The sequence below is a fragment of the Methylosinus sp. C49 genome, assembly GCF_009936375.1.
GTDB lineage: Bacteria > Pseudomonadota > Alphaproteobacteria > Rhizobiales > Beijerinckiaceae > Methylosinus.
The window spans coordinates 1,712,284-1,725,001 of sequence record NZ_AP022332.1 but is presented as its reverse complement, the minus strand read 5'-3'; the positions used below and the strand labels follow the sequence as shown (position 1 = coordinate 1,725,001).

General features: G+C 59.7%; 12 protein-coding genes. 11 read left to right on the top strand and 1 reads right to left on the bottom strand.

Going from position 1 to position 12,718, the window contains the following annotated elements; translation table 11 throughout:
- The first annotated feature begins 20 nt into the window (after positions 1-20).
- The gene (locus GYH34_RS08335) at positions 21-626 is read left to right on the top strand and encodes a pyridoxamine 5'-phosphate oxidase family protein (RefSeq protein WP_161913174.1); all 606 of its coding nucleotides are present in this window, start codon (positions 21-23) and stop codon (positions 624-626) included.
- Positions 627-1,039: 413 nt separating this feature from the next.
- Positions 1,040-1,288: a hypothetical protein gene (locus GYH34_RS21805; protein WP_197745466.1), complete on the top strand. Its 249-nt coding sequence runs from the start codon at positions 1,040-1,042 to the stop codon at positions 1,286-1,288.
- A gap of 503 nt (positions 1,289-1,791) precedes the next feature.
- Here GYH34_RS21805 and GYH34_RS08325 read toward each other — a convergent pair.
- The gene (locus tag GYH34_RS08325; protein WP_161913173.1) at positions 1,792-2,109 is read right to left on the bottom strand and encodes a hypothetical protein; all 318 of its coding nucleotides are present in this window, start codon (positions 2,107-2,109) and stop codon (positions 1,792-1,794) included.
- A gap of 90 nt (positions 2,110-2,199) precedes the next feature.
- On the opposite strand from GYH34_RS08325, the gene GYH34_RS08320 reads away from it, so the two are divergent.
- The 9 genes from GYH34_RS08320 (at position 2,200) to GYH34_RS08280 (ending at position 12,592) form a co-directional block, all read left to right on the top strand.
- On the top strand, positions 2,200-3,201 hold the full coding sequence (locus GYH34_RS08320) for an ABC transporter substrate-binding protein (protein WP_161913172.1): 1,002 nt from the start codon (positions 2,200-2,202) through the stop codon (positions 3,199-3,201).
- Positions 3,202-3,232: 31 nt separating this feature from the next.
- Positions 3,233-4,021, top strand: coding sequence for an ABC transporter ATP-binding protein (locus GYH34_RS08315; protein ID WP_161913171.1), 789 nt, complete (start codon positions 3,233-3,235; stop codon positions 4,019-4,021).
- Positions 4,014-4,829, top strand: coding sequence for an ABC transporter permease (locus GYH34_RS08310; RefSeq protein ID WP_161913170.1), 816 nt, complete (start codon positions 4,014-4,016; stop codon positions 4,827-4,829). The genes GYH34_RS08315 and GYH34_RS08310 overlap by 8 nt, the downstream gene beginning before the upstream one ends.
- Before the next feature lie 26 nt (positions 4,830-4,855).
- Complete coding sequence (locus tag GYH34_RS08305; RefSeq protein ID WP_161913169.1) at positions 4,856-5,893, top strand: alcohol dehydrogenase catalytic domain-containing protein; 1,038 nt, start codon at positions 4,856-4,858, stop codon at positions 5,891-5,893.
- Between the two features lie 11 nt (positions 5,894-5,904).
- Complete coding sequence (locus GYH34_RS08300) at positions 5,905-6,642, top strand: enoyl-CoA hydratase-related protein (RefSeq protein WP_161913168.1); 738 nt, start codon at positions 5,905-5,907, stop codon at positions 6,640-6,642.
- 106 nt (positions 6,643-6,748) lie between these two features.
- Positions 6,749-7,993 (top strand): FAD-dependent oxidoreductase, encoded by a 1,245-nt coding sequence (locus tag GYH34_RS08295; protein WP_161913167.1) that lies wholly within the window; start codon positions 6,749-6,751, stop codon positions 7,991-7,993.
- A 104-nt stretch (positions 7,994-8,097) separates the two neighbouring features.
- Positions 8,098-9,054 (top strand): LysR substrate-binding domain-containing protein, encoded by a 957-nt coding sequence (locus GYH34_RS08290; protein WP_161913166.1) that lies wholly within the window; start codon positions 8,098-8,100, stop codon positions 9,052-9,054.
- A 135-nt stretch (positions 9,055-9,189) separates the two neighbouring features.
- Entirely contained in the window at positions 9,190-10,095 is a 906-nt protein-coding gene (locus GYH34_RS08285) for an alpha/beta hydrolase (protein ID WP_161913165.1), read from the top strand.
- A 106-nt stretch (positions 10,096-10,201) separates the two neighbouring features.
- Entirely contained in the window at positions 10,202-12,592 is a 2,391-nt protein-coding gene (locus GYH34_RS08280; protein WP_161913164.1) for a TonB-dependent receptor, read from the top strand.
- The last annotated feature ends 126 nt before the right edge of the window (positions 12,593-12,718 follow it).

Below are 12,718 nucleotides of genomic sequence, written 5' to 3'. Positions count from 1 at the left end.
ACTCCGCCAAGGGATCGATAATGGACAATCAACGCCCGAACAGCGACATCGCCTTCACCGAGACGGTGAAGCAGCTCCAGCGCCGCAATGGCTCGCGCGACGCCTACGCCAAAATGGAGTCGCGCAGCTGGCAGGACCGCATCACCCCTCAGCTGGCCGCCTTCATCGCCCAGCAGAACAGCTTCTACCTCGCGACCGTGAACGCCGAGGGACAACCCTATATTCAGCATCGAGGCGGGCCGCGCGGCTTCCTCAGGCCGATCGACGAACACACATTGGCGATGGCCGATTTTAGAGGCAACCGTCAGTTCATCTCGCAAGGCAATCTGCTCGAGAACGGGAAGGCGTTCATTTTTTTGATGGACTATGCGAACCGGCGCCGCATCAAGATCTGGGGCGAGGCCTCCATGGTGGAAGGAGACGACGCTTTGCTCCGATCAGTGACGCCCGATGACTACGCCGCGGCGCCCGAGCGCGTGCTTTTGTTCAAGGTGTCGGCCTGGGACGCCAACTGCCCTCAGCACATTCCGCGCAAGATCGACGCCGACGAGGTCGACGATCTGCTGGCGAAGCGGGATCGGCGAATTGCCGAGCTCGAAGCGATGATAGAACAGATGCGGCGCTGAATTTCGGACGTGATGATCATCTCAGCGATGAAAGCAAACAGAATTTTCGTTCGTCTCCGGAACCCAGTTATCCGCGCGCCCATCAGGCGACAGATCCGGACCTTGCTCGAAGGCTTTGGGATGTATCGATCGAGCTGACGGGCGTCGATCCCGGTCTGCGGGCGACATGAGCATTCCATCCGGCGTCGTTAACGTCCGTAGGGCTCGCGACGGCTCATGGCGCATTGCTGCGGCAGCAAGAATGGCAACGGCATGCTCAATTCCCTGACGGCGATCCAGGAGGTTGCCATAGCCGACATCACAATCCGAATCTAGACGACGGTTTGAAGCGCTGCTTGCGTGTGCGAGCGGCTGAACATAGCCACTGCACGGAAGAAGAAGCGCGAGAAATCCGGCGGGAGGCCGTCAGCGGGGTGAGCGCACCGAAAAATGTCGGGCGATTCACACCCGCTTTGGCTATCAGCGGCGTGGCGCTAGGCTTCCTGCACATGGCCAATGCACGAACCGCCGACATTCTCGTGAACGATGCCGTCACCGCGCTCGACACCAATATGGTCTCCGAGCCAAAGCGGCAGAAACCCGCGCCCGGCGGTTTTGATCCAACCGAGAGTTCAGGCATTCTAAGCAGAAACGGCCCCGAATTGCCGTTGCTACCTATTTGATTTTCATTGTGCTTTTTTTGGAACTGGCGAAGGGATTCGAACTCTCGACCCCAACCTTGGCAAGCCTGGACAAGCTCCGGGGCCGATTTTGGTGACAAGGTGGTGACTTGAATGCCCGCGTCGAGTTATTGCCCGGCTGCTCGCAAGGCATAATGCTTATTTTTCATGTGTTGAATTGGTGCGGTTGCAGGATTCGAACCCGCGACCTACTGATTACAAAGCGGGTGTGAATCGCCCGGCCGACATTTTTCGGTGCGCTCATACCACTGACGACCTCCCGTCGGATTTCTCGCGCTTCTTCTTCCGTGGAGTGGCGGAGTTCGGCCGCTCGAACACGCGGCGCTTCACCGTCGTTCAGAATTGGGACTGTGATCTTGGCTATTGCAACCTCCAGGATCGCCGTCAGCGAATTGAGCAGAGCGAACGTCGTCGATGCAAAATTCGAGGAAACCGCGGAAATGACTGATCGGTCGAGATTCGTGCTTTTCAGTCGCGAATTGAAATCATATTTTATATTGTAAATACAATTGTTTATTTTGAATAGAAAAATTCCAGCAAGGGATCAGCAAGGGCTGCCGACCCATTTCCAGGGCGGCGCAGACGCGGTCGTCGATGAGAGGCGACGTGAAGGCGTCGCGCGTTTCCGCAATTGTGCGCGCGGCTTTGACGCTGCGGCAACATTGGACAATTTCGAAGGCCTTTGCCGTCAATATCCTGTGCAATAAGCGAGGAACCTTTTTGCGGCGAAAGCGGCAAATCCGAGCTTTGCGCTGTGCGGTCTTCAGACCTTGCAGCCACCGACACAGAAAATGAATTTCCATAATTCGTGACTATGCAAGATATAAATAAAACAGAGATTGCGATTGCGACTTTCTTCGCGATAGTTCGTTCCACTCGCGAAGGAACACGACATGATCGATCGTCGATATTTCAGCCGAGCGGTCGTCGCATCCGCTCTCACCCTGCCTGGCGTCGCGCGGTCGGAGGCCTCCGTGCTGCGCCTCGGAACTATGCGCCTGAACAGCGCAGCGCCGTTTTTTGTCGCGTCTGACAAAGGTTTCTTCGAGGGCGAAGGTTTGAAGGTTCAAATTGAATATTTCGACGCAGCCGCTCAACTGCCCGTCGCCGCCGTCGCGAACTCGATCGACGTCGGCATGACCGCCTTCACCGCCGCTTATTTCAACCTCGCCGCCAAAGGCGGGCTGAAACTCGTTTGCGGCGACAGTCGACCGCACCCGGCCTTTCCCAATAATCAATTGGTGGCTAGCCGCAACGGCTACGACGCCGGATTGCGCTCTTTCGCCGACATTCGAGGACGACGCCTGGGCATAACGACGATCGGATCGTCGTTCCATTATCAGTTCGGCGTGATTGCTGCGAAATTCGCATTCCCACTTTCGCAGGTCGAACTCATCCCTCTTCAGACTTTGCCGAACGTCGGTTCGGCGATTGCCGCCGGAAAATTGGATGGCGCCATCCTTCCCTCGACGGTCGCAGACCCGCTGGTCAGAGCGGGCTCTGGCGTCTTCATCGGAAATACGGCCGAAGTCGACATGACGCAAGGAAGCGGCGTGTTTACCCGCCCCGATTTCATCGCCGCCAATCGCACGGGGATGGAACGCTTCGTCCGAGCGCATCGGCGTGCGATGGCTTTCAGCAATAAAGCTGTCAATCGACTCGACGAGCAAGGCCGACCGATCGCTAGCGACGAGCGAGAGGATCTTCTCGAGATCGTCGCTCGGCGCACAGGCCAGACCAGGCAGCAAATCAGCTCGACCTTCGGCTATTACGATCCCGCCGCCAGCTTGAACGTCGAGGACGTTCGCAAGGTGCTCAGATTTTGGCAAGACCAGGGGCTCGTGAAGCGAGAAGTCGACGCCGAACACGTCATCGATCTCTCTTTTGCGGCTTGAAGTCGGCATCGAACGGCTCGGAGAGGACGGCATGGAACTGGAGCTTCGAGGACTGGGGCACGACTTCGGGCCGTTGACCGTTCTCGACGATGTTTCGTTTTCTGTGCGCGAATCCGAGATCGTCTCCGTCATCGGTCCCTCTGGTTGCGGAAAGTCGACTCTGCTGGCGATCGCCGGCGGCCTGATTGCGCCGAGCCGAGGATCGGCTTTCACCGTCGGCGTTCCGTCGGCTGCGAGCCTCAATCCATTCACTTTTGTTTTTCAGGACGCCGGGCTGCTGCCGTGGCGAACCGTGGCCGGCAATGTCGCGTTGGCGCTGGAGGATCGACTGCCATCGAGAAAGGAGCAGGCCGAGATCATCGAGGAAGTGTTGGAACGAACCGGTCTACGCGGCTTCGCGCAAGCCTATCCGAAGCAATTGTCGGGCGGCATGAAACAGCGTGTCGGCATCGCCAGGGCGCTGGCCGCTCGTCCAGCCTTCCTTCTCATGGACGAGCCTTTGTCCGCTGTAGACGCGCAGACGCGCGAACTGCTGATGGAGGAGTTCCTCGCCCTGTGGCTGCGAGAACGCGTTTCGATCCTCTACGTCACACATAATCTCGACGAGGCGGTGCGGCTTTCCGACCGGATCGTCGTGCTCTCGAGACGGCCGGGCCGAGTCCGCGAAATCATCGACGTCGGAATTCCGCAAGCCGAGCGCGGCCACCCCGATGTCGCGAGCGAATTGTCGGCGCTGCAGCACGACATTTGGAACTTGCTTCGATCGGAAGCGCGCAACGCCGACCGAGAGCTTCTGTCCGTGGAACGAGCCGATGTCTGAAGCCCATACGCCATCTGCGATCGGAGCTCCAAGCACGGTGCGATTCCGCGGCGGCGGATTCGAGATCACGCCGAAGCGGTGGTTCGCTCCGGCATTTGCCGCTGTGCTCGTCGGAGCGTGGCAGCTCGGATCGACATCGGGGCGGATCGATCCGCTGTTTCTGCCTGGGCCGGTCGATGTCATCGAGACGCTCTATCACGAGCTCGCGCAAGGGGACTTGGCGATCCATATCGGCAAGTCGCTGATTCGTCTGCTATTGGGCTGGTTGATCGGGAGCCTCGCCGGCCTGAGCGTCGGCCTCGCGATGGGCCTCTGGTCCTGGTGCCGAGCAATCGGCGACGCTGCGATCTCCTCTCTGTACCCCATTCCCAAGATAGCGCTGCTGCCCCTCTTCATACTCTGGCTCGGAATCGGAGAGTCCAGCAAAATAACGACGATTGCTCTCGGCGTTTTCTTTCCTATGGCGGTGTCCGTATGCGCCGCCGTCGACGCGGCGCCGCGTCCTTTCATACGCATGGCGCAGAGCTTTGGACTCGATCGCATGTCGATCGTCGTCAAGGTCGTGCTGCCGTCCGCCCTCCCAGCCATGTTGGCCTGTGCGCGAATAACTATTTCCACCGGCCTCGTGCTCCTCGTCGCCGCCGAAATGATCGGCGCACAATATGGGATCGGCGCCTATATTCTCGCCGCCGGCAACATCATGGACTCCGAGAAGCTCCTCGCCGGCGTTCTCGTGCTCTCTCTCCTCGGAACATGCGCAGGGGCGGTAATCGCAGCGCTCGAACGCACGCTCTTGCGCTGGCGTTGACCCGAACGCTCATCGGATCGTCATTCATGAAAGCTCTCCAAAAAACAGCCCCGACCTTCGGCGTCGAGTTTCGGGAGGTTCCCCGCCCGGTTCCAGGCCCCGGCGAGGCGCTGATCGAAATCACTGCCGCCGGCGTTTGTGGGACGGACGTGCATATCTTTGAATGGAGCGGCGGCTATGATTTCATGGCGCCACTGCTTCCGCTGACGCTCGGGCACGAATTCGCGGGACGCGTGATCGACGTCGCTGGCGACGCAAATGGATTGGCGCCCGGCGCGCTCGTCGCCGTAATCCCTTCCACCCCATGCGGAAGTTGCGCGCATTGCCTGAGCGGCGCAGCCGAATCTTGCGAGCGTCGGTCAGCCAAAGGCACCAGCGCCGACGGCGGCTTCGCGCCTTGGATCACGGCGCCTGTCGTCAATTGCCTCGCGGCGCCGAACGGCGTCGACGACGAGCTCGCAGCGCTCGCTGAACCATTGACCGTCGCGCAGGAAGCCGTCCTGAAAGGCGGAGTGACGCGCGGCGATCGGGTGCTCGTCATCGGTCCGGGCACGATCGGACAGGCGATCGCCCTCTACGCCCGCATGGCCGAAGCCGCAGAGGTCGTCGTGGTGGGGAAGAACGATCTTCTTCGTTTCGAAACGCTACGCGCTCTCGGCCTTCGGGACCTTATCGACATTGGCGATGGCGATCTCGAAACCGCATTGGCGTCCCGCTTTGCAGACCAGAAATTCGATATCATTTTCGAGGCGACAGGCGTTCCGGAGGTGGTTCAAGAAGGCCTCGCATTCTTGCGCAAGGAAGGCGTTCTGGTCGTCGCGGGGATACACCCGCGCAGAGCTGCGCTCGATCTCACCCGCCTCGTACGCGAAAGACATCAAATCCGAGGCACGCAACGCGCGCCGCGCCATGTCTGGCCGCGTGTGCTCGACAGCCTCGTGACCGAAGGCGAACGTATTCGCCACATGATCACGCATCGCATGCCGCTCGATCACGGCGTCGAGGCCTTGGAGTTGGCGCGGACGCGTCGGGCCTCGAAAATCATTCTCTCGCCAGGCGTTTGAAAGAGAAGTTCATGACCGCCGTCTCGATCGCCACCCATGGAAATGTTGTTGTTATTTCGATCGACCGCCGAGAGCGACGAAACGCCATCGACATCGACGTCGTCCGTGGACTGCAAGAGGCCTTCGCCAAATTCGACGCCTCCGATGGCCGCGTCGCGGTGCTGACCGGCGTCGGCGCCGATTTTTCGGTCGGATCCGATCCAAATGTCCCGGTAACGGAGCTCTGGCGCTGCATGCCGACGATCGGAACCGTCACGAAAAAGCCCATCGTCACCGCCGTCGCCGGCGAATGCCGAGGCAGCGCCTTCACTCTCAACATGTTCGCGGATCTCTGCGTCGCAGACGAAAGCGCAAACTTCTGCTATCCAGAAGGAACGCATGGGGCCTGGGGCGGCCTCGCAGCAGGTCTCGCGGTGCGCATTCCGCACAAGATCGCGATGGAAGTTCTGCTGTTGTCACAGCCTATCTCGGCGCGCCGCGCTTATGAAGCCGGGCTCGTCAACCGCGTCGCCCCACGAGGAAAGCATCTAGACACTGCGCTCGAAATCGCCCACGTCGTCGCGACGCGCGCTCCCCTCGTCATGCAATCGATGAAGCATTTCGTGACCGATCATGTGCTCGTGCAGAGCCCATCGGAGATACTCGGCCGGACGACGCGCGACCTCACGGCCGTCCGCACGAGCCAGGATGCAGCGGAAGGCAAACGCGCGATGGCCGAAGGACGACCGCCCGAGTTCGTCGGCAAATGACCGCCACGCTCTGCGACAACAAGGGAATTAGCCGACCGTGACGACACGCGCCGTCGATGCGAGCACGATCATTCGCCGAAATCTCCGAGATCACCCGCCGCGCGTCTTGACGACCGACCTCTGCGTCGTGGGGTCGGGAATTGCGGGCGTCTCCGCCGCCCTCGAAGCGGCGAGGCTCGGGCATCGGGTCGTTCTCGTCGAGGCCGGCGGATCGCTCGGCGGCCAGTCCGTCGCGGCGCAGATCAACACGTTTTGCGGGTTCTATGCGAATGGACCGACGCCGCGGCAAATCGTTTTCGGCATAGCCGACGAAATTCTCGCCGACCTCGGGAAGACCGGCGACGTCATGCTGCTTCGGAGCCGTCATAACTCCTTCGTCGTTCACTACCACAGCGTCGCACTGCAACGTTGGATCGAGCGCGCTGCAAGCCGCGAGAGAATTACTCCCCTCCTCGGCGCGGCGCTGTTCGACGCGCACGTCAAAGACGAGCGTCTGATCTCCATTTCAGTGGCCACGCGTTCCGGAATTCTGCGCATCGAAGCCGAGTGCTTCGTGGACGCGACCGGAGACGCCGCCATCGCATGGACGAGCGGCCTCGCCACGCGAGAGCCGGCCGCCGGTCCGATCTACGGATCACAAAACGGTATTCTTCGCAATGTCGATGAGCAGGCGCTCGCGGCGATCGATCGCGCGACCTTACGGTCGCGCCTCGCCGCCAAAGGCCGCGCCTATGGCTTGGACCGAAGCGACGCCTTCATATTCACGGCGCCCGGATCTGGCGAGACGCTCGTCAATATGACGCATGTAGAGACACCTCTCGATCCCATCCACGCCAGTAAGATGGTGGCCGTCGGCCATGACAAGATGGATCTCGCCGTCGCCTTTCTTCGTGCTGAATTTCCGGAAGCTTTTTCTCGCGCCGTTGTGAGCATTTATGGCGCCCTCGGCGCGCGCCAGACACGCTGGTTCAAGAGCCGCTACCAGCTGTGCGCGGACGATGTGCGCGCCGGAACGAACTTCGAGGACGCGATCGCCCGTTGCGCCTGGCCGATCGAGCTCCATAATAGTCTGGAGCAAATTTATTTCGAAGCATTCGATGAGGAACACATCCATACAATTCCGTTTCGCTGCATGGTTCACGACGAGGTACACAACCTGCTCGCCGTCGGCCGATGCGTGGATGGCGACGCACTCGCTCTGTCCTCCATTCGCGTAATGGGGCCATGTATCGCAATGGGGGCCGCAGCCGCCCACGCCTTCGATCTGACCGGCGGCAGATTCGACGACGCACCGATCGGCGGTCTGCGTAGACGTTTGGCCGCCAATCTCGGACTGGCGGAACTCGCCTGAGCGCTTCGCAGTCTCCATCCCCGGGCTTCGACCCCAAAAAAAGCGGCTTGCAAATCTATTATATCTATCGATATAATAGATTGTACTCGGGGAGTTCCTGACGCATGTCGCTGAGCTTACAGCCTCGTCGAAACGAAAATCCGACGCTCGCTCCGGCGCGAGACGACCGGCCGTCCGGCGTCAGCGTCATACGCAATCAAATTCTCGAGAACGACCTTCTTCATGTGTTCGTGACGGTCGTCGACCAGGGCGGGTTTACTGCCGCCGCCCGGACGCTGCACAGAACCCAAGCGGCCGTCAGCCTCCAGATCAAGCGTCTCGAAGACGTTATCGGCGTCAGCCTGATCATGCGTCCCCAGAGGGGTTTTCGCCTCACTCCCGAAGGCGAGCTCATGCTCGATTACGCGCGGCGCATGTTGGCGCTCAACGCTGAGGCGCTTCGCACGCTCCGCGCCGAAGAAACCGATTGCACGGTTCGCCTCGGCTCGATCGACAATTACGTCGCGAATATTCTGCCGCCGCTCGTCGGCGCATTCTGTCGTTCGTATCCGCGCGTCAATGTCGAGCTCTATGGCGGCATGCCGAGTTCCATGCTCACGCGCATTGGCGCCCATTTCGATATCGTGATCGCCATGGAGCCGGCTGGCACGAGCCAGGGACAGGTGCTTCGTCGCGAGCAGGTCGTATGGACGACATCGTCCGAGCACAATCAACATGAGCGATCACCTTTGCCGCTGGCGGTTGCTCCTCCTGGAAGCATGTTTCGTCATTGGACGATCGCCGCCCTCCAACAAAGGGGCGTTCCATGGCGACTTGCTCATGTAAATTCGAATGTTTCCGGCATCGAAGCTGCTGTCCGACAAGGTTTGGGCGTAGGCGTGTTCAAAGCGAGCACGATCGAAGACCGACTGCGGCATCTGAACGAAGGAGACGGCTTCCCGCGGCTTCCCGATGTTGAAATAGCACTCTATTCAATTCGGTCGTCTCCGTCCTCGCCGACCATGCGACTGCGAGACTTTCTCATCGAAAGACTCGCCGATACATCCTGCTCCGAGCGATGACGACACGGCATTTGAACCCGCTGCGCTGGTTATTCGACGAATAAGCGAATTTCGTATTTCCAAACGATATAAGATCGCATCAAATTCGTCACACGTGGACGCGGCGCCGCGGAGGGATATCCCGACAGGCGGAGAGTGGCGATCACGGGAATCCTCTATCATTTCGTGGCCATGATCAGCGCTTATCCGAGTCTTTGTCCTCGACCATTCGAATATGACAAATCGCATGTCGTGAGCTCGGACGGCGTGACTATCGCCGTGAGGCGGTGGGGGAATCGCCGAGGACCTCCGATCATCTTCGTCCATGGCTTCGCGCAGAGCGGTCTCGCCTTCATCCGCCAAGTACGGGACGTGCGCCTCGCGGAAAAATATCATCTGATAACCTACGATCTTCGCGGTCATGGGGCGTCGGACAAACCGCTCGATCGCGACGCCTACCACGACAATCGGCTCTGGGCGTATGATCTACGCGCCGTCGCCGCTTCGATCGGCGCCGTGCGGCCAATTCTTGTCGCCTGGTCATTCGGCGGCCGCGTCGTTTGGGACTACCTCAAAGAATATGGCGACGAGAGCCTCGCCGGCGCGCAATTGGTGGGATCGTCGTGGCGCCGAAGCAGCGAATGGACGAGCGCGGCTTCGGCCGCGAGCCTACCGCTGATGCTCGAAGACGATCTATCCACTAATATCGCCGGAACGATCGCCTTTCTTTCGAGCTGCTTCGCAACGCCGCCCTCGCCGGAGGAGTTCGCGCAGATGCTCGCCTATAATATGACGCAGCCGCCGTCCGTTCGAAGGCTGATCGTTGGACGACCACAGCAGCCCCATGATTTCATCGCCTCGCTCTCTTTGCCGCTCGCGTTCATCGTCGGCGAGAAAGATCGCCATTGTGACCCGCGCGCGTCGCGCGCCTCCGCCGAACATATTCGCGGCGCAACCTTCCTCGAGCTGCCCGATGTCGGCCATTCGCCGTTCTACGAGGACGCGCCGGCGTTCAACGCGCAGCTGCTGAGCTTTGCGGAACGCGTCTTTCCGCGCGGATGAAAGCATCCACCGTTTTCGATATGCCACTCATAAGAAGAATCAGCGTTGCCTGAGCGTTTACGTAATCTGTAGCGTTGCTTTACGATGTTTGCGTCAGAAAGTGGGAATGATGAGAAAATCGCTTATCGCCGCTATTCCGCTTTGCCTCCCCTTCACTGTCACCAGCGTCGCGCAGACGCTTCCTTCCGAGGAGGCGCGCGTTCCAGATGTGGTGGTCGGCGCGCCGAAATCGACCGCCGACGTGTCCGAGCGTCAAGCGACCGCTTTCCAAACGACGCCGCAGGCCGCGACCGTCATCACGAAGCAGCAGATAGACGCGTTGCAGATCAGCAATCTTTTGCAGGCGCAAAAGCTCGAGCCGAGCTTGCAGATCCGCTTCGCCGACGTTCGCTCATTGACTGTCAATATTCGCGGGTTCGGTTCGTCGACCTCCGTCGCCACCGACGGAATCTTCGGCGGCGTGCCAGTCTATGTCGACGGCATATTGCAACCTCGGCCAGGCCAAGCGATATTCGATATTCCTGATCTCGTTGGCGTCGACGTTTTAAAAGGGCCACAAGGAACGAGAGGCGGGACGGATTCGACGGGCGGCGCCGTCTATCTCAACACGGCGTCGCCGAGCTTCGACACACAACGAAAGCTCGAAGTCACTCATGGAAGCTATGGCAACATTCAGGTTCGCGGATCGGCGACGGGTGCGATTGCCGACAGCGACAAGTTGGCGTTCCGCGTGTCATTCGTCAGCGCGGATCGCGACGGATACGTCTACAGCTATTACAGCGGCCAAAAATACAATGACTGGCACAACAAGAGCTTTCGCGCGCAGATCCTGTTCCAGCCGACGAACGACCTCAGCATACGTCTGATCGCCGACTATTCGCGTGTCAATCAGGCGTGTTGCCCGAATGTGCTGAACGGCGTCGTCGCGAATTACGCCAATGGCGCGGCGGTTCCGAACAATCTCTACGCCCGCCTGGCGAGGCTGAACTATGCGCCGACATCGTTCTACAATATCGACAGCTACAAGGGCGATATTTCCGGCTATCTGCAGAACACGCAGCAGAGCTATGGAGTGGCCGCTGTGATCGACTACAAGCTCGGCGGCTACGAATTTTCCTCGGTCACGTCTTTCCGAGGGTGGAGCTTCGATCCGCTGAACCAGACGAGTAGCGCTCTCGCCCCGGTGCGGACGACCAACTCGAACAATCAAATCGCTGAAAGATCTCTGCAGCAAGAGTTCAAAGTAGCGACGCCCGCCAACGGCCCCATCGAGGGAACCGCAGGCCTCTTCTATCTATTCGAGCAGCTCTATGACTGGGGATATTCGAGCTATGGCCCTGCTGCGGGCGGATGGTACGGCTCGGCGGCGAATCCCCAGGCCTTGAATGATATCGCGCTCAACAACCTCGCCTCCAAGTCCTACGACAATCCAGTCAGCCATGTTATCGCGCCTTATGCGCGAGCCGTCTGGCATGTGACGCCGGATCTCGATTTCACCTTCGGTCTTCGCTACTCTTATACCGCGAAGAGCACATTATTTCGACAGTACCAGTTTGCCGCCAACAGTCTCGACGGGCTGACCGCGGCGCAACAAGCCACCGCGCGATCCGCGCGAATTGGATTGATCGGCGCAGATCGTGAATTCTACGCCACGACACGACAAGGATTGATTTCCGCTCTCGCCTCCGCCTCCTATAGGATTTCGCCCGACGCGCTCGCTTATGCGACCTACGCGCGCGGAGGACGCGCCGGCGGTCCAAATCCCGTCGCCAACCTTCCGACGACAGCCGCCACGACCGTGCGGCCCGAGGAATTGGACGACCTTGAAATTGGATTGAAGACCGATTTCTTCGATCATCGACTGCTCGCGAACGTTGCAGCCTTCATCATGATCGACCGGAATTATATCACCAACATCACCGATACGTCCGGCGCTCGGCCGATCACCTATCTTTCCAACGCCAAGAGGGCGATCTCGCGAGGGTTCGAGCTCGATCTGCGGGCAAAACTCATCGAGGGGCTGACGACCTATGGTTCAGTCACCTATGATCACACCTATTACGACTCGTTTGAAAATGCGCCTTGCCGATTCGAACTCGCATTCTCGAGCTCTTGCAGCCTGACCGGCCGCCCGATCTCCCTGACGCCGCGATGGGCTCTCGCCGCCGGCGGCGAATATGCGCACGATATCGGACGCGTGCTCGATCCGATGGAAAGATCGGTGATCGCCTATTTCGGAGCCGACTTCTCCTACCAGACGAAATTCTTCTCGGTTCCAGACGATTCGATCTACAGCGTCATCGACGCGTACGGCCTGCTCAATCTGCACGCCGGACTACGCCTCTCCGATGAAAGCGTCGATTTGTCGGGGTGGGTCCACAATGTGACCAACAAGCACTACTTCACCACCGTGTCGCCGAATTTTACCGCCGGCGGAGTGATCGGCACGCCTGCTGATCCGATCATGGCCGGATTCACGCTGAAAGCGAAATTTTGAACGCGACGCCGATGTGCGACTCGTCCCCGAGGCCATGTTCGTGATCGCTGCGAGCCTCGTCGACTTGCGCGGGGACCTCGACGGCGATTGCATGCGCGCGAATGAAAAGATCACGGCCCGGAATCT

What these genes read in the sequence shown, in the direction of transcription:
- GYH34_RS08335 (WP_161913174.1), top strand. Translation starts at nt 21, where the DNA reads ATGGACAATCAACGCCCGAACAGCGACATCGCCTTCACCGAGACGGTG.
- GYH34_RS08325 (WP_161913173.1), bottom strand. Translation starts at nt 2,109, where the DNA reads ATGGAAATTCATTTTCTGTGTCGGTGGCTGCAAGGTCTGAAGACCGCA.
- GYH34_RS08320 (WP_161913172.1), top strand. Translation starts at nt 2,200, where the DNA reads ATGATCGATCGTCGATATTTCAGCCGAGCGGTCGTCGCATCCGCTCTC.
- GYH34_RS08315 (WP_161913171.1), top strand. Translation starts at nt 3,233, where the DNA reads ATGGAACTGGAGCTTCGAGGACTGGGGCACGACTTCGGGCCGTTGACC.
- GYH34_RS08310 (WP_161913170.1), top strand. Translation starts at nt 4,014, where the DNA reads ATGTCTGAAGCCCATACGCCATCTGCGATCGGAGCTCCAAGCACGGTG.
- GYH34_RS08305 (WP_161913169.1), top strand. Translation starts at nt 4,856, where the DNA reads ATGAAAGCTCTCCAAAAAACAGCCCCGACCTTCGGCGTCGAGTTTCGG.
- GYH34_RS08300 (WP_161913168.1), top strand. Translation starts at nt 5,905, where the DNA reads ATGACCGCCGTCTCGATCGCCACCCATGGAAATGTTGTTGTTATTTCG.
- GYH34_RS08290 (WP_161913166.1), top strand. Translation starts at nt 8,098, where the DNA reads ATGTCGCTGAGCTTACAGCCTCGTCGAAACGAAAATCCGACGCTCGCT.
- GYH34_RS08280 (WP_161913164.1), top strand. Translation starts at nt 10,202, where the DNA reads ATGATGAGAAAATCGCTTATCGCCGCTATTCCGCTTTGCCTCCCCTTC.